Origin of the sequence: Pseudobutyrivibrio xylanivorans, assembly GCF_008935055.1 — a bacterium.
Lineage (GTDB): Bacteria > Bacillota > Clostridia > Lachnospirales > Lachnospiraceae > Pseudobutyrivibrio > Pseudobutyrivibrio xylanivorans_A.
In genome coordinates, this window is record NZ_CP043028.1 from 1,240,896 (window position 1) to 1,262,155 (window position 21,260).

Genomic DNA, 21,260 nt, shown 5'->3' on the forward strand with positions numbered 1-21,260 from the left:
TCACCAAATGACTCCCTTCACTGTAACATGACAATTGATTTGGGTATTATAATCTCAGAAATAAGGAAATCACATCAAAAACAAAACCGAAAGGGGAAAGATATATGAGTACAAATGTAGTATCAATCGAAAACTTGGTAAAAAGATACGGTGATAAGGTGGCAGTTGATCACTTTTCATTAAATGTAAATGAAGGAGAAATTCTTGGACTCCTTGGACCAAATGGCTCAGGCAAGACAACTACAATCAATTGTCTTCTCTCACTTCTCCAGTACGACAAGGGAACAGTAACAATCTTCAATAAGGAGATGAAGCCAGAGGCCTACGATATCAAATCTCAGATTGGTGTGGTACTTCAGAATGTGGCAGTTATTGATACATTGAATGTTTATGAAAACGTAGATTTCTTCTGTGGCCTCTACATCAGGGATAAGAAGCTTCGTAAGCAGTATGTTGAGGAAGCATTAGAGTTCACTGGCCTCACAGAGTACAAGAAGTATAAGCCAAAGAAGCTTTCAGGAGGTCTTCTTCGCAGACTTAACATTGCCTGCGGAATCGCTCACAAGCCAAAGCTTATCATCTTCGACGAGCCAACAGTTGCTGTAGATCCACAGAGCCGAAATGCAATCCTCGAGGGAATCAAAAAAATGAACCGAGATGGAGCAACAATCATCTACACCTCACACTACATGGAAGAGGTTGAGGAGCTTTGCTCACGAGTGGTAATCATGGACCACGGCAAGAACATTGCAAACGGAACAGCAAATGAGCTTAAGGCATCACTTATGAGCCGTGAGACAATCCGAGTAAATCTTCCTAATAAATCTGATGAAGTAATCAATGGACTAAAGGAAATCAATCACGTTTATAAAGTGAAGGAAGATGGAGATGATTTGGTTATTAAGTGTGACGGCGGTGACCACAATCTGGTTCACGTACTTAGTTATCTGACAGATAACAACATTCCATTTGGACACGTATCAACAGAACTTCCTACATTAAATGATGTATTCCTTGAAATCACAGGAAAGGAGCTCAGAGACTAATGTTCGGACGAATTTTTGTATATAAATTTAAGGAGATAATCCGAAACCGATATATGGTTGGCTGGAATTTCCTCTTCCCAATCGTACTTGCCACAGTATTCTACATGGGCTTCGGCAATCTTATAAAAGATGATCCTGATAACTTCCATACCATCGAGGCAGGCTACGTAAATACGAATCATGAAGAATCTGATTTTGAAAAGATACTAGAGCAACTGGAAGATGAAACCGATGGCAATGTACCAATCCTTACACTTCGTAAATACGATACCAGGCAAGCTGCCATGGATGCCATGAATTCAGATGAGGTATTTGGATTCTATGTTGAAGATGGTGATGAAATCGAAACCATCGTTCCTAAGAATGGCTACCATGCTACAACAATGAACCAGATTGTTAGGGAATATGAAAACAAAAAGACAGTGGTTGAGACTATCGCAAAGGATCATCCAGAAAACATCCAGACTGCTCTGGATATGATTACAGAAAACGTCGAGGTAATGAAGGAGCATGATTTTGGAAATAACACATCGCCATACGTGCAGTACTTCTTCGCTTTGATTGCAATGTCATCACTTTTCAGTTCTTGGATTAGCACCGCTATCCTTGAAGGAATATGTGCAAACATGACAGAGCAGGGAAAACGTTTTGAGTGTTCTCCAACCAACAAGCTTATGGCAATAGTAGCCGGCATATGTGCAGCCATGGTAATGCAGGCATTCTCGAATGCAGTAGTTGTTATATATGTTCAGGAGATTTTAAAGATAAGCTTTGGTGCCCCACTTGTAAACATTATTGCTATCACAACACTTGGAAGTGTTCTTGGTGTTTCAGCTGGTGTATTAATGGGTTCATTCATCAAAAATTCAAGACTATTAATTGTGGTTCCTCTTTGCTTTACAATGACCTGTTCATTCTTCAGTGGTCTTATGTGGCATCAGATTAGACAGTACATTGAAAGCAGAGTGCCAATTCTCAATCGAATCAATCCAGCATCACTTTTAGTTGACTGCCTCTACACCAGAGCAACCTACGGCAAAACAGATATGTACTATCAGGATATTATGCTTATGAGCATCATGATTGTTGTTAGTCTTTTCATAAGCGCAATCCTTTTAAGGAGGAGAAAATATGTCAGTCTTTAATGCAATTCTAAAATCATTAAAAGCAAATATTACAACCATCATCGTTTACTTAGCGATTTTCACAGTATTTGGAAATATGCAGGCTAAGGCTACAGTTTCTACCCAGGAGGATGCCTTTGAAGAAATGACAGTGAAAGTAGCAGTAACAGATAATGATGATTCCAAGCTTAGCCAAGCATTGGTGGATTATCTTACCGAAACTCAGGAAGTGGTTGACCCACAGACAGACGATCCTCAGGTGATGAATGATAATGTGCGATTCTTAATTTACGAGTATGCCCTTATTATTCCAGAAGGATTTGAGGAACAGATTATGTCCGGTGATGTAGAGAATGCACTCACCTACATTGCTCCAGGAACAACAGCATCGCAGTTTTTGCTCACAGAGAAGCTTAATGACTATTTACAGGATGTTGTGGTATATTTAAATAGTGGTTATTCAGAGGAAGAAGCCATTGCTCTTACACATGGCCAGATGGTAGAGCTTAGCAAGACACAGGCCACCGTAATAGATGAGCATGAGGAAAACCACCGTTCCTTCTACACAGGAATGTTCACCTTTAACGGATATACAATGATGATGCTCCTTTGCATCTGCGGAGCCTGCACATTGACTTTCATGAAGAATAGAGATGTTAGCAACCGTATTTCCGTTAGTGGAATGCATTTCTTCACTAGAAACGTAGCAACTATTTCAGCGGTATTCTTTATTGGTTTTGTGATTACAACAGTTGTAATTATGGTAATTCAGCTGATGGGACTGGAATATGCAAACGATAAGCTCCTTTACTATGCAATTGATACCTACACCCTAATGTTTGTAGGACTTGGAATGGCATATTTCATCTGCTCAATTACCTCAAACGAAAACCTGATAAACATGGTGGCAAACATGTTTGTACTTTCAATGAGCTTCTTATGTGGCGTATTTGTTGATACTCAGTACTTATCAGATTCTATCGTTAAGGCAGCACACTTTATGCCATTGTACTGGTACACCACAGCACTCAAATTTATAAATGATACTCCAATTAATAACATCTGGAGTCGCCAGTTCGGCACATATTTATTGATTGAAATCCTCTTTGCATTAATGTTCTTTGCAGCAGGGATGGTCATTTCAAGGAAAAAGGAACAGTATGCTTTATGATGTAATCATCCGCTTCTTAGCGGCAGCAGGATTAACAGTAATTATAAATGCAAGTGGCATTACAACCTCTACGGTTGTAATGTCTATTTACATTTTTTTGATTCTCGAAGTCAGTTTGCTGTTTGATAATAAATGGGTGTACGGCACGCTTACAGCCATACCATTTGTTATTTCCACCTGCTACACCTTGAATCAGGACAGGATTGCGCTTCGACTATTTGCAATCCTAGTTTTGGCTGGCTTTACAGTAGTATCCAGCATCCTTTATGAGCAGATGATGAAATATAAAAATCTTCTTCATCGTACCAGGGATGACAGCAAGGAGTTGGAGGAAATCCTGCAGGATAAAAACCGCAGACTTATGTCTGAACAGGACCAGCAGGTTCACCTTGCCACCCTTGGTGAGCGAAACAGAATCGCAAGAGAAATCCACGACAATGTAGGGCATCTCCTATCTCGCGCCATCCTTTTGCTTGGAGCAATTTCAACTGTTAATACAGATGATAGGCTGGAGCCTCAGCTCAAGATGTTGGCGGACACATTGGATGAATCAATGGCAAAGATGCGTGCCTCAGTTCACGACCTGCATGATGATTCAATTGATTTACAGAAGAACTTTGATGAAATAATCGGTGAACTTAAGAGTTTTACCGTAAATACGGATTTAGATTTGGATGAAGCAATTCCTACAAATGTAAAGCTTTCCTTGATTGGAATTTTAAAGGAAGCCGTAACAAATATTTTGAAGCACTCCAATGGAGATTCGGTCTCAATTATCATGCAGCGAAACTACAGCTTCTGCACCCTTTCCATTACAGACAACGGTTCAATATCTGACAGTATAAAAGAAAAGTTGTCCACCGACAGTTACGAAGGCATTGGCCTTTCCAATATAAAAAACAGAGCAACCTCCCTCGGAGGAGATGCCTATTTCTATACAGATAATGGATTTACAATATTTGCGAGGTTACCACTATGAAATCTATATTACTAGTAGATGACGACGAACTAATTACAATGTCTCTTGAGATGATTATCTCAGCAGACTCAGACTTTGAAATAGTAGGCAAAGGTTGCAGCGGACGTGAAGCCGTAGCTCTTTTTGATGAGCTTAAGCCAGACCTTTTACTTATGGACATCCGTATGGCAGACATGAATGGACTTGAGGCTGCAGAGGAAATCTTAGGCAAGCACCGCGATGCTACTATCCTCTTCCTCACAACCTTTTCCGATGATGAGTATATCGTAAAAGCCCTGAAGCTTGGCGTAAAAGGCTACCTTTTAAAGCAGGACTACAAATCTCTTCCTGCTGCACTCCACGCTGCAATTGACGGACAAAGTGTATTCGGAGGTGCTGTAATAGACAAGCTTCCAAACCTTATGTCTGCAGGCTCCGCTAGTGATGAATTTGATTATCGTAAATACGATATCTCCGAAAAAGAATACGAGGTCATCCAGCTTGTAGCTGATGGCTTCTCAAACAAAGAAATCTCTCAGAAGCTTTTCCTATCAGAAGGCACAGTGCGTAATTACCTGTCCACCATCCTGGAAAAACTGAATCTGAGAGATCGTACTCAATTGGCTATATTTTACTTGAAACATTAATTATAAGCTTGTCGTCTTAAAACGTTCTAATGCAACTGTAAATGACTAATCCGTTAAACTTGAATTTACCTCACTAACATCTACAATATTAGAAATTATTTAAAGGTTCTAAGCAAAGGCTGTGCCCTTGGAACCTGCACAAATCTACAATAGTAGAAATTATTTAAAGGTTCTAAGCCGCGCAAAAATCCACCGATATCGTCAATATCTACAATAGTAGAAATTATTTAAAGGTTCTAAGCGAATACCAAGCAGAGCTGAGGGCAACATCTACAATAGTAGAAATTATTTAAAGGTTCTAAGCATCGTTATAAATAGCAAAATACACAGGATCTACAATAGTAGAAATTATTTAAAGGTTCTAAGCGGATAGCGAATTGGAGTATTTCAATCATCTACAATAGTAGAAATTATTTAAAGGTTCTAAGCCTGGAAGAACAGCAAAGGCGAGCCTGTATCTACAATAGTAGAAATTATTTAAAGGTTCTAAGCTGTTCTGTTACCGTCTGGGTAGATGTATCTACAATAGTAGAAATTATTTAAAGGTTCTAAGCTTTTTGCAATCATTCATTGCGCGGTATCTACAATAGTAGAAATTATTTAAAGGTTCTAAGCTCGTATGTCATTATTATGCACAATTCTTAGTCCCTTGATTTATGATTTTATTATAATTTATTAACAATAATTTGCCAATATCCTACACCTAGAACCTCTAATATCAAAATTCAATTACAGGTTTGCAATTATGTTATCATGACTAGATCCTTTTCCACATTTTTAGCATAACCATATCTGACAGTTTTGCAAGAACTTGAAAGAACAAATATAATCACGCTATCCTCTTGTGAAAAGCGCTTTTCATATTTATTTGATATATCAGCCATAATGTTATTAAGGATTTTTTCACTATTATCTATTTCAAAAACCGAGTACTGAATTCTATGACCAAATTTACTAAGATACTTTGATAATCTAGTTCGAAGCTTATCATTTGAAATGTCATAGCTAATAATAATCATCTTTTATCCTTCCATTAAAACAACATCATTGGAATTAATATCAAAGATTGGAAATTCTGAGGCATCTTTCCCCTTCATGAACGCCCGATAATAACTTCTTAAATATAAAAAAATACATTCCTTGTTTTCTAATAAATCTTCCAAAAAAATCATAGAATATACATTAGATTTTTTATATTCCAACTGCCACTGATTACTTACTACAAGAAAATCCTCTTCTTTAAATTGCCCTAAATTGATCCCTTTTCTCACTCTCCAATCAATAATTGGTCTGAAAGGTTCCATTAAATCACAAACCAAAGATTTACGCATATAAAAGTTGGTATGTAAAACACCTTGATAAACATCAAAATCATAAACATTCAGGATACAATCGATAAAATTAAACAAGATGGTATATCCAATGTCCAACAAACTATTTATGTAATCAAATTTAATTCTAGGTTTACGACTCTTCCACTTTGTATTTTCAAATACTCTTGGAAAATAAACTTTTGCAGCATTCCCTTCTATTCCCAACAAAGTATTTCTATTCCAGTCATCAGTCGCAGATAATCTTTCAAGATATTCATCAAGTAAAGCAATTCCCTCTTTGAGATAATCTGTCTTCTTCCTTATTTGATTAAGAGTGTTGCGCTGGTTCAAAATTTTATTATAAATTATGAGTCTAGCCAACCCTAAGCCATTATACTCGTACTGCTTTTTATGAAGTAGGTTATTCCCTTCAAGTCCAGCCTTAATAACGGAATACATTCTCAGGCTATAAGTCATAAAGCAAATTGAAAAGGCATACTTCTTCGCTCGGCGCAGTAAACCTGTTGTAATAGTACAATCGCCTATAACAATTACACAGAAAATTCTGTAGCACGTGTGCTGATATTTAACTTTCCCGTCTGAATCTGATATTACAAGATTGTCATTCTATCCATTTCTCTATACATCTTATGAAAATAAATGGAGACTGGGCAAAAAATAAAATCATTTAGTTCTGTAATAAGGATTGCATCATCCATATGCTCTCCTTTTAAATCGTATGTTGCTGTGCATACTCTAACCATTCAGCATTTGTCATTGCTAAATTAAGCTTTTCTCCTGATGATGAATTATAAAGTTGTTCTAACACCCATAATCCCTTTCTGGCAATATTAAATGCTCCATTAGCATCAGCATCTTTTGGTTTTGATTTATCGCATTTTTCGGAGTTAAAAAACTCCCCGTTATCATTCTCAACTGGCGAGATAATATAATCTCTGGAACCATCAGCCGAACTATTTCGCATCTGCAATGTCTGTTGGAACAATTTAGTCAACTTTCTGAAGAAACTAGCATCATCAATAGCATTTATTGCATCAGTCAGGTCCATACAATCATTAAAAGCAATGCCATACTCATTGAACAACTTCTTAAATTCTTCCGTTAAAACTATCACCTTATCATCAAAAGAACTGTTCTTTTCTTCATTTCTATATTTAATGATTCGTTCACCATTGGTACATACTTTCCATTTACTTCTCATACCACAGGCTCTATCAGTAAAGTTTTTATAATCAAAGCTAAACTCAAAATAACCTGCTACTTTGTTAAAACAAATGCTATCAAATCTATTAAAGAAATCTTTGGACTTTTCAACACTCTCATATTTTACGTAAAAGAGATTTGCGAAACCTGTTGTCGGATCAATTTTACTAGTTAAATACGCAGGAACGTAATAAATAATACCTGTCTGTTTACCTAATTCCTTAAAACTAGTAAATTTTGAAGTTAACTGTAACGCATTCAAGACATGTCCAACTTCTTCAGGATTCTCTTGGCTTCTACTCTTATCAATAACTAAATAATTCAATTTATCAATAAGCATTTTTTCGAATTTCTGATATACCTGTTTTTCAACTTTTTGACGTCCACGCTTAAATCCAAAATTCAAATCTTCAAGGCAGATAATAGCATCATATTTCAAAACCAATTTTGCTATAACATTAACTACCTGACTTAGATACCCCTCTTTAAGTTCTTTAATATTTTCTATAGTAGTCCAATTTTTGCGTGCTCTGTCTCTATCCCCTTCTTTCTCATCCAGCAATTTGTGATAATCTGTTTCTATCGAATACTCATTATTAATAATAGAATTAAGAGAAATCTGCTCCAAAATAGTTCCATCAGAATCAACAACTACTACATATAATAAATTTCTCTCGCCTCTATCAATTCCAATGACTCTAACTTTATCATCTCCCCTTATAGCATCATTAACGACCTCATTGAATCTTCTAGTTTCATCCACGCCAAAATTCATAGTTACTGGAATATGTAACATAAATTTATCCTTAGTATATCTTCGATCTTTGACGATATCATATTCGAATGTACTTGTTGGTTTATCAATAGCCCTCTTTGGATTCTTATTCTTTATTTCCTCTCCAGATTTATGAATAATTAGTTCATCCTTTCCAATTGAAGCAGGTCTATAAAAAACTTCAGCCTCACCATTTAATTTATAAACCACATTACGTAAATTACGCTCATCAAATAACATCGTCAGATATAGCGTGTGGAGATTATAATTCCCCTTACTATATGGCGAGAAATCCTTATTGTAGATTTGGAAAAGATACAACTCATCTTTTTCAACCAAACTATCAATATACTCTACATCAATATCCGTATATGTTATCTTATATCCTTGCTTCTCTACCTCTCTATAAAATCCACTCAAATCATCATATTTTTTTGTATCAGAAAACTTAAATCCAAATTCTGACCAGTCTGGATGCTTTTCTAGAGAGTCTTTAAAGAAAGAAATCAATGAATGGCAATCTTCTAAAGAAAAATTCTCTCCTTTCTTATGTGTACCCGCTTGATATTTTGCTAGCAAGTCTTCTGATGGTTTGTAATATTCAAGATTTGACTTTGCAAAAAAGACCTTAGGCAACATCTTATTTGGTCCTGGTAATAGCTTATAATTCACTTTATGATATACATTGTCTGTCTTCGGCTTAGGTGGATTTACAAAACTTTTATTAGCTTTAGTATTCATAATTCCTAAGTAATATTTTCCTTCTTTTACCAAAAGAATACCTAGATTATCAGTTTCTTTATTTTTATCCCACCCATTTAATAATGTTGCCCTATTAAAATTCAACTTAAACTTTTCTGTTGAAAAAGGCTTTTGGGTGAGATAATTTCTTGACATATTGTATAGAGAATCCACATTTCTAATTGAAGATAAAATATTCTCTTGCTCTGCATAAACGGCAAGATTCTTCTCCATCTCATGCTCGCTACCGCTAATAAGTTTTATATCTCGCTCAAAATCTTTTATTGTATCTAAAAATGATTTAATTGCCTCGATGGCTTTAGTATTCTTTCTAAGAGATTTATTCTTATCATGCTCCTTAAGAACAACTTTCTCAAAAACTTCTCGCGTCTCTTTTATAGCAATAATGTCCGCTTGAAGCTTCTCTATATATTTTCCAATCACATCCTCTGTTTCCGTTGATAATGAAACTATCTTCTCCACAGAATAGCTCTTGTTCTTTTTCAGTTCTTTATGACGCTTATCGTAATATTTTTCGTCCTTCTTTTTCTTAGAATTAGCAGAATCATATTCCTCTGCCAATCTTTCATCAATTACGTTCCAAGAGCCAAATACTATATTTGAAAATGTTGTCTTTGAAGTATCATTTTTTATATAAACCATTTCCCCACCAGATTCTTCAAGGACTTCCGCAAATCTTGAAAGAGAATCCGATTCCAAAAACTCTTTAATATGTGCAGAAAAAGACTCTACGTTAGTTAGCAATGCTTCATCATCAACAAATTCATCAACAAATGATGCCTCTCTTTCCGACAAAATCTGTTTATACAGTTCTTTCATCTTAGGTACTTTACGAAATCCCTTGAGTTTATTATTTTGCTGATTATATAGATTAATCGCAAAATTAAGCTTTCCAATCAATTCGTTATAATTATCAATTCCATCCTGAGTAAGTGTCCTTTCAAAAGTTTCAGTCATAAAAAGACAATCCTGTTCTTCTTCGGTCAGTTCTTTAGCTCGCACACCTGCAGATTTAGCAATAGAATAAGCCTTAATATTATCTAGAAATTTAGGCAAATTTTCATTTATCAATCGATATGCCGCTGTGGATGATTTTTCTTCATCGGAATACAAATTCTTTCTAACCTCATTGTAGCTAGTAAAATATGTATAAAACTTGCTAAATGAATCCAACGCGTTATAGTCTTTTTCAGTATCAGAAAGACTCTGTAGTAATTTTATTATTTCCTTGTTTCCTATCTTTGGAAAGTTTTCATGACTCTTCAAGAGATTAACTATCTCTTTTCGCAATTTATCCTGACACTTACTAAACTTATCTACAATATCTTTATCCTTAGAAGCATTTAGATATAGATCAGCTGCCTCCTCAACATAAGACAAATGGACATCTTGCAAAGACTCATTTATTAATTGCTTATGATAGTCATCCATTAGCTTCTTTACACGTTCATAATCTGATTTTCTCTGAATATCAGCCTCAAGAATATTATTCATTCTAATATGTTCTAAAGTCTTTCCTACAGGAATTAATTCGTTTCTAATAGTTTTACTAATTGGATATAGCTTTGTTAAACCCTGATAATACATAAATAGTTCCTCCTACTAATATTTTTATTTTCTCATCGGTTGAACAGTAAACGATAATTCCAACTGCTTAAATATCTTTAGCATGGTAGCCAGATTCGGAATGCTTGCCCCTGATTCTATTCTGGCTACCGAAGAGTGTGGGATTCCACATAATGCAGCTAAATCTCTCTGTGACAGATGAAGATTATGTCTCTGCTGAATCATTGCCCCCACGATAGCGGATATTTCCTCTGCTTCATCAATGTCCCTGCTTAACTTAGGATTTGTTTTTCTTACCTTTTCTTTATAATTAGACCAATCACTCATTTAAATTACCCCTTTCTAGAAATCCAATCATTTCGTTCAGCTTTTGCTTTTTCTATTTCTCTGCGCGGAGTTTTTTGCGTTTTCTTCCTAAAATGATGCAATAAAACAAATGTGTTGTCCCTGAAATAAAAGAATAGCACTCGGTTGTTTCCAGGTCTCAATTCCCAAATATCTTCCTCAAGATGTTTTGTCACATTTTCGCCAAGCTGCGTTCCATAATCCTCTAAAAACTGTATATATTGTATTGCTTGTTTATACTGGATTCTCGCATCCTTATTCTTGTCTGCTTTCTTCTCTAGCCCTTCTAAAAACTCCTCAATATCGCACTCACCTCGAGCCGTGCGATAGAAATCAATTTGAAACATAATAGAACCTCGTTTCTTAAAATTATGATAGCACCAATGCGTTCAAGAATCAATTATCCACAATATTGGCGCCTCAATTTGTTTATTTGTGATAATATCAAATCATGTTGCGGATTATTGGACATCTAAGTCATTTATGTTAGCAACATACTCATAATATTCCTCACAATACTCATCTTCTGTAGCAAAAAGCTCATATTTACCATCGACTAATCCCATATAACCATCTGAAACAACATATCCTTTCATAAAAACACCTCCATGGGTTATCATTTACACAGCCTTTACTGTGTATATGATAACCCATGGAGGTGTCCATATTTAAAGACTTATTTAAAGGAGGCACTTTCTCACAAATAAATGCTTTTATTGGCTTAACAGGCCATTATGCGATAATCGATAAGGATATCTTATGAGAACAAGCATTTATCCTCCAAAAGAGGTAAGCATCGTCAGCGAAGCTGACTTCAAATAAAAAATGACTACAGCCATTGGGATGTAGTCATTTCATTTCAGATACTAATTAGTCTTCCTATATTCACTTGGTAGCATTCCATACTTCTCGCGGAAGGCGTTGGAGAAAGCCTTAGAGTTTGGGAATCCATTGCCTAGTGCAATATCCACAATTTGGCCGCCTGTTTCCTCAAGCTCACGAACAGCATGCTCGAGACGAATACCAAGGAGGTAGTCCTTGAAATTGATGCCTGCATGCTTCTGGAACATGCGTGATAGGTATGATGGTGAGTAATTAAACTGCTCTGCCATCATCTCAAGTGAAAGTGGCTCAGCGTAGTGATCCTTCATGTATCTGGTGATACTTGAAAGCTTCTTCAGCTGCTTATTGCTCTTTAAAATATCTTCATTGACATTGAACTTTCGATACTTGGTAACAAGGATGTACAAAAGCTCGTAGTAAAGGCTTAGAACCTGAAGCTTGTTGCCCTCTTCCCCATTTGTGTAAATCAAATACATTTCTTGCAAGAGCGTGAACACACGGTGGTCAGTTTCACGGTCTCCGTGGGAGAACCAGATGAACTGGTCGTCTGTGAAATACTCCGCAAAGGTATCCTGTGGAATCTGAAGCACCACTGTCCTGTTTGGGTTTGGTGCAACAATGCTGTGAACCTCGTTGCTGTTTACAATAACAAATTCGCCTGCTGAAAGAGGCATCCTTTTATCGTGAAGTGTGAAGTCCAGCTTGCCCTCCCACACTGCAAAAATCTCTATACTTCTGTGCCAATGCTTGTCACGTACATAGTTGCCGTTTGCGCCTTCGAAAGAAAAAAGCTTGAAGGGAAGACCTGCATCGGTCACTACTACTTCGTGTTGATAATCTTTTAAATCCATAACATATATCTCCAATCACCGTCTTCTTGATGACATTTAAACTGAAATCCTAGTTTCTCAAGAAGCCTTCGGCTGGCTAAATTTTCTGGATCACATCTTGCGATTAAGCTTGATAATCCATACTCATCCTTTGCCAGTCGAATGATTTCAGAGCAGACCTCAAAGGCTAGCCCCTGCCCCCATCTGTCTGAGGCAATGCAAAAGCCAAGCTCTGCCTGATTATTTTCATCGCAGGTGTCACGAATCTCAATTCCTGCCCTACCAATCAAATCCTTCGTTATTTTATCATATATAAGCCACATTCCAAACCCATAAAGTTTATATATATACTGGATATAATTCAGTTCGTATTTACGTTCTTCCTCATATTCAAACAATGGTTCCATGTACTGAGTCATGCCAGGCTTGGCATACAATTCAAAGAGGTCATCCAAATCGTCCATGGAAAACTCCCTAATATAAGTACGCTCAGTTTTTGAAATATCCCATGGCACATCCACACATCTGCGATAGATATTTTCAAAGACCTCATCATCCACATCATCCACATCTATAAGCACATGGTCGCACTTTAATCCACTAATTCCATCATGCTCATAGGCTGCCACTGGTATTCCTTTAGAAACGCACTCATCAATAACAGCCTGGCTGTCCGAAAGCACCAAAGTGCCCTCTGGATAGTCAGGCTGTAAATCTGCAAGGTTATTAACTTTAAGAATGCTCTTAAGATAATTCACGCTTAATCCCTTCTGCTTCTGCCGTTTACAATGAGGATAAGTCTTGCAAGCTGAAGAATTGTTGTGAACAATGCTGCAACATAAGTAAGGGCAGCTGCCTTTAATACCTTTGCTGCTCCATCATGCTCATCTCCATCAAGGATGTGTGACTGGTCCAAGATTCGAAGAGCCCTTGAGCTTGCATCAAACTCTACTGGGAGAGTAATAAGCTGGAATGCAACTACAAATGTGAAAAGAATGATTCCAAGCTGAGCAAGCGGTGTCGAACCGATTAAAAGTCCAATCAAAATAACCGGCCATGAAACCCAAGAACCAATATTTGCAAGTGGCACCGATGCAGCGCGAAGCTTAAGTGGTGCATAATTCTCCTGATGCTGAATGGCGTGTCCACACTCGTGAGCTGCAACGCCGATGGCAGCAACGCTTGTCTGTCCATAAGTTGCATCTGAAAGACGAAGCACCTTTTCATTTGGTGAATAATGGTCTGTCAGATTTCCTCTGATTCTTTCAATACGAACATCGTAAATACCTGCTGAATGAAGAATCTGCTCTGCCACCTGATTTGATGTAAGTCCTCTGTAATTTCTAATCTTGCTAAATCTGCTGTATGTCCTACGCACATTAAGAGAAGCAAGTCCGCTAATCGCTGCTCCTATCAGCACAAGAATTATTGTCCAATCGTAACCATAGCCATATCCCATTCCGTAATACATGGCGCACCTCCTACGCTTATAAATCTATGAGAATAGTATAAAACTCTTGGAGCAATAATACTAATAAAAAAGTCTAAAAGATTTATTAAATAAAGAAAAACCCTGAGCCAATTTATAGCTCAGGGTCGTAACTAAGTCTTTAGTTTTAATTTACATCCACACGACAGGACATTGTATATGTCTTGCCATTTGATTTTTTCATCCTTGCGGTAATTGTTCCACTACCCTTCCCTACAGCTGTAATAACTCCGCTGGAATCCACTGTGAATACGCTTGCATCAGATGATTTGTAGGTGATGGTATAGTTCTTTTCCGTGCTGTTTAAGTACTCCAAGTCAATTGCCACCTGGGCTGTTGCACCAACTGAGGTCGTGTACTCGGAATCATCCGGAAGAGTCAAATCACCAGTGTTGGTTCCATTATTAGCGTACTTCTTTGAGTTTGAAGCTGTGCTTGCGGTGGCGGTGCTTGTAGTAGCACTTGTGGCCGTTGCAGTAGCCTTTGTGTTTGATGTACTTGCTGTATTAGTGGTGCTTTTTGAAGTATCACTAGTTGATATTTTGCTGTTAGCTGAATTCGTTGTGCTCTTGGTTGTGGAGCTGCTATCATCAGTTGTTGCTTCAGGCTCACCAAGCTGAATATTCATTGCAGGGCGAATGGAATCGCCTGCGTAGTAATACATTCTATAGATAAGCTTGTCCGTGTCATTTCCAAAAAGTCCCTGTGTCGGATCATCATAAGCATTTGTTCTAAGTGGGAATATAAGCTTTGTCTCGTTCTTCATAGTATCCTTATGCGCTGTATATTCATCACTTGATAGGAAGAAAATATAATCCTTGGTCGTCGTCTGAGAATTATAAATTGCCATGTTCAACGAGTTCTTCTTGTTTCCCTGAACCACGTATGCATCCATGGATGTGTCATGATAATAATTCATGATACTATTTTTAGCGTCAGTCTCTGAAAGAGTGGTACGCAGAATCATAGCTCGCTCTGCATCATTGAAGCAGGTCTCATAGAAGGTCTTGTTAAGCCATCCTCTCCAATAATTTTCAGACCAGCGTACATAGCCCGCCTCTGTCTTTTTATCGCGATACATTTGGTCGATGGCCAAACGATATGCTGTTACCGAGCGGGAATTCAGTGGCTTTCTACTTACCACCAAAGCCTGCTTTGTTGTGTCATCATAAGTGAGAATTGTCCAGCTGAGAATTGTTCCATCGAAGAAACCAAAGGCAACATCATCACCAACTGCATAAGTTGCGGCCCCAGAGTTTCCTTTTTTCTTTGCAGCCTCTGCCTCCATTGGATTTAAAATCACTGGCAGGCACAATACCGCTGCCAGAACGACTACCATAATTTTTCTACCAACACGAAATCTTTTTTTCATACTCTACCCCATCTATTTTTTGAATTTAGACACTCAAATAAAAGCTAATACTGCCCTTAAATTCTATTTCGACATTTTTATTAAATATATAACACCCCTGTGAAAATTTTTTGTCACGAATTCAAAAGTTTGGTAATTGTATAATCCCCCTTGCCTTGCTATACTGAAAGACAGTTTTTCGTTTTTTTAAGGAGTACCACATGACTAAAAAAGATATGCTTAATTTATTGCGCAAAGAGGAACCAGTTCTTCGCGCTGAAATCACCGCTCTTTATTCTGTTTTGGACCACAAGCTTGGCCTTCACGGCGCCGAGGTTCCTATCACCTTCGGCATGGACGAAAAAGCTTTGGGTTCTTATCTTCCAGCATCTTATGATAACGAGGAGCAATTCCAGTTTTCATTATTTTTCATCGGTTTTTGCATGAACGAGCAGCTTTCAAAGAATGACAGAGTTAACCTCTACAAGCACGAATATGCTCATTACATGGCACATCACATCAGCATCCCTGAGAAGTACAATTGGCAGCCAGGTGTTCACGGCAGTGCATGGAAATACTGCTGTTCACTTATTGGCGCAATTCCTTCTGATTATTACATCGAGGATGCAAATATTAAAAAGATAGATTACGATTCAGTTCTCACTCGTCCAAACGTAGACCACAAGCAGGTTCAGATGCTTGATACATACCGCACTCAGCGCATGTACAAGAACATGGAAAACGCAAAGGTGAAGTACGAGGTTGGTGACACTGTTTCTCATCCTAAGTTCGGTGAGGGCACTGTTAAGGAAATCGAGCAGCAGCCTTCTTCAGTACGACTTCATATCGCTTTTGGTGACGAGGTTAAAATCATCGATCAGAAATGGCTTGTTAAGACAGGCTACAGCAAGGTTTCTGAGAGATAACACCATTTATGCCAGAAAATTGACAGATTATGCCATAGCAATGTCCTTGGGCAAAATATTTGTTATTATAATAAACGATTGATAACGTTCTCTCGCCTTTCATTAATTTGGAAGGTCCGAGAGAACTCTTTTTTTATATAAATGATTATTGTATAATATCCTCATAATTACATTTTAGGGGTTTTATGTCATTTCGTACTTAGGGGGAATTATGAGTGAGAAGGTTAGACAGTTAAAGGACAGTATTGAACAGCGTATTGTAGGCAAAGGGGATTTGATTGACAAAGTCATCGCTGCTCTTCTAGCGGAAGGACACGTACTTTTAGAGGACGTTCCAGGCGTTGGCAAAACCTCCCTTGCAAAGGCACTGGCAGATTCAATGTCCCTTTCATTTGCACGAGTTCAGTGTACACCGGACACTACTCCATCAGATATCACCGGTGTTTCTATCTACAATTCTAAAGAACAGATTTTTCAGGTCGTTCCCGGCCCGGTAGTCAGCAACATTGTCCTTGTGGACGAGCTAAACAGAACATCGCCAAAGACTCAGTCTGCCCTTTTGGAAGTCATGGAAGAGCAAAAGGTTACAATAGACGGAAAGGAAATTCCCGTTCCAAGACCATTCATGGTAATCGGTACCCAGAATCCAACCGAGATGGCCGGCACCTATCCTCTTCCAGAGGCACAGCTAGACAGATTTATGATGAAGCTAAGCGTGGGGTATCCTGATGCAAAAGCCTCTGAGGATATGGCAAAACGATTCCTCTCTGGAAGTCTCCACGAGAAAACAGCGCCTGTTTTGGCTAGTGATGATATTCTTTCTATGCGAAAGGAAGTCAACGCAGTCACAATAAAAGAAAACCTTCAGTCCTATGCTGTAAATATTGTAGAAGGCACACGTTCTAATTCTGAAATATCCTGCGGTGCTTCACCTCGAGCTCTGCTTTCACTTCTCAGATGTGCTCAGGCGTTAGCTTATATGAGTGGACGTAGCTACTGCATCCCAGAGGATATTGCACATGCTTCAAATCTCACCCTGCCTCACCGCCTGATTCTCACCACAGAGGCAAAAATCAACGGAACCACCAAGGATTATTTAGTCAGAAGGATACTTGAGCAGGTGCAATGCAATGAAGCTGTTTCTTCATAAACGATGGATAATTGCATACCTTTTTATTCTGGTACTGTGCCTAATTTTCGCCAGTTTCTACGGCGGTCCGGTACCTTTTGTGGTTCTTTACGCCCTTTTGCTGATTCTTCCACTTTCTATTTTATACACTCTTTTAAACTATCATTTTCTTCGAATTTATCAGGAAATCGAGGTTCACAAGCTTACTCGAGGTGAAATTCATCATTACCGCGTTTTGCTTGAGAACTCCGGCTTTCTGCCAATCTATAAAATGGGAATCTTTCTCTTGAATGACAGATGTACACTTTATGATATTTCAGATGGTATCGAGGTTTCCCTGACCAGCTTTCAGAAGCAGGAGCTCACCTCCGACATCACCTGCAAATACGCCGGTGCTTACAACATCGGAATAGAAAAGATTTCCCTGTCAGATCCTTTCGGTATGTACACCGTGCATTTGGATATCCCTTACTCCTTCAGAGCTATTGTAAATCCTCCTATTACTGATGCGGCCAATTCAGTTTTGGAAATTGAAAATCTTGTAAATAACTCTGGTCTGAAAAGTGACCATCTATTAGAAGATATTCCTGGAAGTGACGTACGCCCTTATCAAACTGGCGACTCGCTCCATTCTATCAATTGGAAGGTTTCCGCCAGACTTTCAGAGCTTGTGGTTCGACTACCTGAACGCATGGAAAAACGCACAGTCACCATACTGCTTCAGGCTGCTCAGAATCCTGATGATAAATACGACATCACCTTCCTGAAAAAACGTGACTTTTTCCTTGAATTCATCATATCTGCCGCATGGCACTTTGGCAAACAGTCTGTTCCAGTGCGTCTTATTTATCCTTCAGGACAGATTAAGGAATCCATCGTCAATGATTACAACAGCTTCATGGAGTTTTACAGTATGATAGCTGACGGAATATTCTACAGTACCGATAACATTTTTGATCAGCTCCAGAAATACGCCACCACCCGGAGGGACAGTGTTTATGAAAACGACACCTGGATTATCATTAAAGAAGATCCTCAGCCAGGAGAAGCATTCTACTATATTTGTGACTGAGGCGAAAATTCATCTATATGCCTTGGCTACAGTTGTAGTTGGATTGGAACTTCTTCTGATGTTTTGGAATAATCCCTTGGAATTAAAGAGGGGTTCTTTTGTGTTGCAGGTCATGCTGTTGTTTTTCCTATTTTGCCTGTTGGAAAGAATTATTCGTCTTTTTATTGATTCAAGATTTGCTCCACTACTTTCGATTCTACCAGGATTACTGATTTTCTTTAGACTTAAAGATATTGAGGATTGGAGTATTCTGGCATGGGCTGCGCTGGTAGCTTTGGTAATCAGATTATTCTTCTCCTTTGTTCCATTCAAGAGTAAGGTGCTTGTTTTCGGCTGCTTTCCACTTGATGCTTTGACTATTTTCCTGTGGTGTGCCTACGACTGCTTCATCGGAAACTATTTAAGTGACAAGCTACTGCTCATAGCACTTATCGCTTTAACTCTTGCTGCCCTTCAGCAGTTGGTTTACGAGCGGGGACAAAGTTCATTCCCTTTTCACTTTTTCATGGTTCTTGCTATCGTTATTGTATTCATACCCGTTCGATTAACACCTATCAACTGGGCTCCTGTGCAGGATGTTTTTGTAAAGGTTGCAGACTCATCAAAGAGCGCTTACTACTTCCTTGAAAATGTTTTCAAAAGCAACACCTACAGCACAGGCTATGGGTCCTTTAATGTCACCGGTGGAAAGGTTGAGCGTTCCGACAAGCCACAGCTAATACTCACCACTTCTGAAAAACCTTACTTCGTATATACGGATGAAGATTCTCACAGCAAGCGTAAAATTCGCAGAAATATATATCTGGCAGGTGGCAAGGGTGTTGATGGCAGACAACTGGTGGCCTTCCTTCAATTTCTCCATAGCCATTACATTGACAGAAACACTGCTTCACTGTTCTCACAAATTTCCAAGCTTAATATTGAATACGTATACTTAAACACACCTGATGAGATTGCTCCAGCAGGTGTTATCACCATGTCTGATGGAGAACAGTCCTTTACTGAAGGCGTAAGCGATAGAGCTCATAAGAAGGGCTACAAGCTTGAAACCATTTATCTTGATATTGATTATGGCAGTCAGTATTTGATTGATATGATTTGTGATGATACTAGCGTGAATAACCAAAGTCCACTGTCGTATAAAGACGCAGCTTCCTATATGTTTAGTCTTTATAGTGTGGATTTACGTGAGATTATTAGCCAGGAGGAATATGATGAATATGCTTTCGCTATTTGGAATAATGGCGACGTGAATTCATATCTTGATGCTGGTAACGCCAGTGAAAGAATGACTAAGCTGGCTAACGAAATCACTTCAGCTGCAAGCACAGACTTCGATAAATGCAAGCAGATAGAGACCTATTTGCGTCAGTACACCTATAATACTGATGCAACTGGCGGTCATGACGCCAACTCAACTATCGCCACTCCTGATGGAATGGCTGATATAGCAGACAGATTCCTCTTTGAGACAAACGAGGGATACTGCGTTCATTACACCGCTTCCATGGTGATGCTCCTTCGACTTTCAGGCATACCTGCCAGGGCTTCCATGGGCTACAGATATGCATTTCCTTTCGACCAACAGGACAGCTATTTGGTAACCGGTGCCTGTGCCCATGTTTGGCCAGAAGCCTACATAAAAAATATAGGTTGGGTACCATTTGAACCGACAAGCGCCTATTCAACGGCAGAAGCCTACACCTGGCACAGAACAATTGAAGAAACAGCTATCTCATCCTCAAAGAGCAGCCATCAGGTTTCTCATTATGTCCCTAGCATTCCAGAGGTGTCTGTATCCTCTGTTTCAGATGATACTGTTGTAGTCAGCGGCTTACAGCTCCTCAAGATTTTTGGGCTGGTACTTGTAAGCATACTGATTTTGCTTGGAATTATTATTCTAGGCTCAATAAGTTTCAGGAAATTGCGATATCATTTTGCACCGCCTGAGCAGAAACTGAAAATGGATGTAGATATGATAAAAGGAACCCTTTCGAAGAAGTTCTCCGAAAAGATTCCCGATAGAGGTCTTTTATTTGATTATCTTACCATTGCTCCCGAGGAGCTTAAGCCTGACTTAAAGAAGACCTTTGATATGTATTATAGAATGGTTTATGGCACTAAAACTGGCGGTGCCATTTCTGCCGATGACAGTGCCTTTACAAAAGATGTCAGAGACAGATTAAAAAAGTGCTTCTAATACTTTAGCTAAGGTAGCTTCCAAATCAAGTCCCTTTTCATCCACGATTACATCTGCGTATTTTTCATAAAGAGGTATGCGCTCCTCGTAGAGGGATTTCAGATTCTGACCATCCTTCAAAACAACGCCACGTCCCTTAAGGCTGCCCAATCTGCTATCCAAGGTATCGTAATCAAGCTTGAGATATACAACGGTGCCGATTTCTTTCAGATGAGCCATTGCCTCTTCACCATAGATAACACTGCCTCCTGTGGCGATAACTGTTTTTGTGGTTGAAATACTAGCATTAACATCGTTTTCGATTTTGAGGAAGCCATCTACTCCCTCCTGCGCAATTATTTCCTTTAAGAGCCTTTTCTCACGCTTCTGAATGAGCAAATCGGCATCAACAAACTCATAGCCCAATTCCTTCGCAAGCACAACACCAAGAGTGCTCTTTCCTACTCCTGGCATACCGATTAAAACGATGTTATTCATTTCAAATACCTC

General features: G+C 38.5%; 19 protein-coding genes, 1 pseudogene and 1 CRISPR repeat array. Of the genes and pseudogenes, 9 read left to right on the forward strand and 11 right to left on the reverse strand.

Features of this window, described 5'->3' with window-relative positions:
* Positions 1–104 precede the first annotated feature (104 nt).
* Genes FXF36_RS05730 through FXF36_RS05750 form a run of 5 tightly spaced genes read left to right on the forward strand, consistent with a single transcriptional unit; the run spans position 105 to position 4,946 of the window.
* Positions 105–1,046 (forward strand): ABC transporter ATP-binding protein, encoded by a 942-nt coding sequence (locus FXF36_RS05730; RefSeq protein ID WP_151622880.1) that lies wholly within the window; start codon positions 105–107, stop codon positions 1,044–1,046.
* Positions 1,046–2,191, forward strand: a complete 1,146-nt coding sequence (locus FXF36_RS05735; protein WP_151622881.1) for an ABC transporter permease — start codon at positions 1,046–1,048, stop codon at positions 2,189–2,191. Before FXF36_RS05730 ends, FXF36_RS05735 begins: the two co-directional genes overlap by 1 nt.
* A complete protein-coding gene (locus tag FXF36_RS05740; protein ID WP_151622882.1) occupies positions 2,178–3,341 on the forward strand; it encodes an ABC transporter permease in 1,164 nt (387 codons plus the stop codon). Before FXF36_RS05735 ends, FXF36_RS05740 begins: the two co-directional genes overlap by 14 nt.
* Entirely contained in the window at positions 3,331–4,320 is a 990-nt protein-coding gene (locus FXF36_RS05745) for a sensor histidine kinase (RefSeq protein ID WP_151622883.1), read from the forward strand. Before FXF36_RS05740 ends, FXF36_RS05745 begins: the two co-directional genes overlap by 11 nt.
* Complete coding sequence (locus tag FXF36_RS05750) at positions 4,317–4,946, forward strand: response regulator (protein ID WP_151622884.1); 630 nt, start codon at positions 4,317–4,319, stop codon at positions 4,944–4,946. Before FXF36_RS05745 ends, FXF36_RS05750 begins: the two co-directional genes overlap by 4 nt.
* Before the next feature lie 78 nt (positions 4,947–5,024).
* Positions 5,025–5,561: direct repeats of the CRISPR family, unit length 36 nt; unit sequence ATCTACAATAGTAGAAATTATTTAAAGGTTCTAAGC.
* Positions 5,562–5,689: 128 nt separating this feature from the next.
* Here FXF36_RS05750 and cas2 read toward each other — a convergent pair.
* From cas2 to FXF36_RS05795, 10 genes and pseudogenes are all read right to left on the reverse strand, one after another.
* The gene (gene cas2, locus FXF36_RS05755) at positions 5,690–5,965 is read right to left on the reverse strand and encodes a CRISPR-associated endonuclease Cas2 (RefSeq protein WP_151622885.1); all 276 of its coding nucleotides are present in this window, start codon (positions 5,963–5,965) and stop codon (positions 5,690–5,692) included.
* 3 nt (positions 5,966–5,968) lie between these two features.
* Positions 5,969–6,874, reverse strand: a pseudogene (cas1, locus tag FXF36_RS05760) (type V CRISPR-associated endonuclease Cas1); the annotation flags it as partial.
* Between the two features lie 115 nt (positions 6,875–6,989).
* On the reverse strand, positions 6,990–10,607 hold the full coding sequence (gene cas12a, locus FXF36_RS05765; RefSeq protein WP_151622887.1) for a type V CRISPR-associated protein Cas12a/Cpf1: 3,618 nt from the start codon (positions 10,605–10,607) through the stop codon (positions 6,990–6,992).
* A gap of 24 nt (positions 10,608–10,631) precedes the next feature.
* Positions 10,632–10,913, reverse strand: a complete 282-nt coding sequence (locus FXF36_RS05770) for a helix-turn-helix domain-containing protein (protein WP_151622888.1) — start codon at positions 10,911–10,913, stop codon at positions 10,632–10,634.
* Between the two features lie 5 nt (positions 10,914–10,918).
* Positions 10,919–11,278: a type II toxin-antitoxin system RelE/ParE family toxin gene (locus FXF36_RS05775; protein WP_151622889.1), complete on the reverse strand. Its 360-nt coding sequence runs from the start codon at positions 11,276–11,278 to the stop codon at positions 10,919–10,921.
* Between the two features lie 114 nt (positions 11,279–11,392).
* Complete coding sequence (locus tag FXF36_RS16725; RefSeq protein ID WP_263008655.1) at positions 11,393–11,527, reverse strand: hypothetical protein; 135 nt, start codon at positions 11,525–11,527, stop codon at positions 11,393–11,395.
* Between the two features lie 270 nt (positions 11,528–11,797).
* Positions 11,798–12,625, reverse strand: a complete 828-nt coding sequence (locus tag FXF36_RS05780; RefSeq protein ID WP_151622890.1) for an AraC family transcriptional regulator — start codon at positions 12,623–12,625, stop codon at positions 11,798–11,800.
* Positions 12,616–13,362: a GNAT family N-acetyltransferase gene (locus tag FXF36_RS05785; RefSeq protein WP_151622891.1), complete on the reverse strand. Its 747-nt coding sequence runs from the start codon at positions 13,360–13,362 to the stop codon at positions 12,616–12,618. The genes FXF36_RS05780 and FXF36_RS05785 overlap by 10 nt, the downstream gene beginning before the upstream one ends.
* Positions 13,363–13,364: 2 nt before the next feature.
* Positions 13,365–14,075 carry a zinc metallopeptidase gene (locus tag FXF36_RS05790; protein ID WP_151622892.1) on the reverse strand — a complete coding sequence of 237 codons (711 nt, stop codon included), beginning with the start codon at positions 14,073–14,075 and terminating at the stop codon, positions 13,365–13,367.
* Between the two features lie 145 nt (positions 14,076–14,220).
* A complete protein-coding gene (locus FXF36_RS05795; protein WP_151622893.1) occupies positions 14,221–15,465 on the reverse strand; it encodes an Ig-like domain-containing protein in 1,245 nt (414 codons plus the stop codon).
* A gap of 200 nt (positions 15,466–15,665) precedes the next feature.
* Here FXF36_RS05795 and FXF36_RS05800 point away from each other — a divergent pair, with 200 nt between their 5' ends.
* From FXF36_RS05800 to FXF36_RS05815, 4 genes are all read left to right on the forward strand, one after another.
* Complete coding sequence (locus FXF36_RS05800) at positions 15,666–16,370, forward strand: hypothetical protein (RefSeq protein ID WP_243143584.1); 705 nt, start codon at positions 15,666–15,668, stop codon at positions 16,368–16,370.
* Between the two features lie 211 nt (positions 16,371–16,581).
* Positions 16,582–17,520: an AAA family ATPase gene (locus FXF36_RS05805; RefSeq protein ID WP_151622894.1), complete on the forward strand. Its 939-nt coding sequence runs from the start codon at positions 16,582–16,584 to the stop codon at positions 17,518–17,520.
* Positions 17,501–18,571 carry a DUF58 domain-containing protein gene (locus tag FXF36_RS05810; protein WP_151622895.1) on the forward strand — a complete coding sequence of 357 codons (1,071 nt, stop codon included), beginning with the start codon at positions 17,501–17,503 and terminating at the stop codon, positions 18,569–18,571. Before FXF36_RS05805 ends, FXF36_RS05810 begins: the two co-directional genes overlap by 20 nt.
* Before the next feature lie 139 nt (positions 18,572–18,710).
* The gene (locus FXF36_RS05815; protein ID WP_167511300.1) at positions 18,711–20,771 is read left to right on the forward strand and encodes a transglutaminase-like domain-containing protein; all 2,061 of its coding nucleotides are present in this window, start codon (positions 18,711–18,713) and stop codon (positions 20,769–20,771) included.
* On the opposite strand, the gene FXF36_RS05820 is transcribed toward FXF36_RS05815, so the two are convergent.
* Positions 20,754–21,248 carry a shikimate kinase gene (locus tag FXF36_RS05820; RefSeq protein WP_151622897.1) on the reverse strand — a complete coding sequence of 165 codons (495 nt, stop codon included), beginning with the start codon at positions 21,246–21,248 and terminating at the stop codon, positions 20,754–20,756. The two genes, FXF36_RS05815 and FXF36_RS05820, sit on opposite strands and share 18 nt — an antisense overlap.
* Positions 21,249–21,260 lie beyond the last annotated feature (12 nt).

Bases quoted from the DNA above. Each gene is read 5' to 3' on its own strand.
- FXF36_RS05810 (WP_151622895.1), top strand. From the start codon at position 17,501: ATGAAGCTGTTTCTTCATAAACGATGGATAATTGCATACCTTTTTATT.
- FXF36_RS05745 (WP_151622883.1), top strand. From the start codon at position 3,331: ATGCTTTATGATGTAATCATCCGCTTCTTAGCGGCAGCAGGATTAACA.
- FXF36_RS05770 (WP_151622888.1), bottom strand. From the start codon at position 10,913: ATGAGTGATTGGTCTAATTATAAAGAAAAGGTAAGAAAAACAAATCCT.
- FXF36_RS05740 (WP_151622882.1), top strand. From the start codon at position 2,178: ATGTCAGTCTTTAATGCAATTCTAAAATCATTAAAAGCAAATATTACA.
- FXF36_RS05800 (WP_243143584.1), top strand. From the start codon at position 15,666: ATGACTAAAAAAGATATGCTTAATTTATTGCGCAAAGAGGAACCAGTT.
- FXF36_RS05730 (WP_151622880.1), top strand. From the start codon at position 105: ATGAGTACAAATGTAGTATCAATCGAAAACTTGGTAAAAAGATACGGT.
- FXF36_RS05735 (WP_151622881.1), top strand. From the start codon at position 1,046: ATGTTCGGACGAATTTTTGTATATAAATTTAAGGAGATAATCCGAAAC.
- FXF36_RS05780 (WP_151622890.1), bottom strand. From the start codon at position 12,625: ATGGATTTAAAAGATTATCAACACGAAGTAGTAGTGACCGATGCAGGT.
- FXF36_RS16725 (WP_263008655.1), bottom strand. From the start codon at position 11,527: ATGAAAGGATATGTTGTTTCAGATGGTTATATGGGATTAGTCGATGGT.
- cas2 (WP_151622885.1), bottom strand. From the start codon at position 5,965: ATGATTATTATTAGCTATGACATTTCAAATGATAAGCTTCGAACTAGA.
- FXF36_RS05820 (WP_151622897.1), bottom strand. From the start codon at position 21,248: ATGAATAACATCGTTTTAATCGGTATGCCAGGAGTAGGAAAGAGCACT.
- cas12a (WP_151622887.1), bottom strand. From the start codon at position 10,607: ATGTATTATCAGGGTTTAACAAAGCTATATCCAATTAGTAAAACTATT.
- FXF36_RS05805 (WP_151622894.1), top strand. From the start codon at position 16,582: ATGAGTGAGAAGGTTAGACAGTTAAAGGACAGTATTGAACAGCGTATT.
- FXF36_RS05775 (WP_151622889.1), bottom strand. From the start codon at position 11,278: ATGTTTCAAATTGATTTCTATCGCACGGCTCGAGGTGAGTGCGATATT.
- FXF36_RS05790 (WP_151622892.1), bottom strand. From the start codon at position 14,075: ATGTATTACGGAATGGGATATGGCTATGGTTACGATTGGACAATAATT.
- FXF36_RS05750 (WP_151622884.1), top strand. From the start codon at position 4,317: ATGAAATCTATATTACTAGTAGATGACGACGAACTAATTACAATGTCT.
- FXF36_RS05795 (WP_151622893.1), bottom strand. From the start codon at position 15,465: ATGAAAAAAAGATTTCGTGTTGGTAGAAAAATTATGGTAGTCGTTCTG.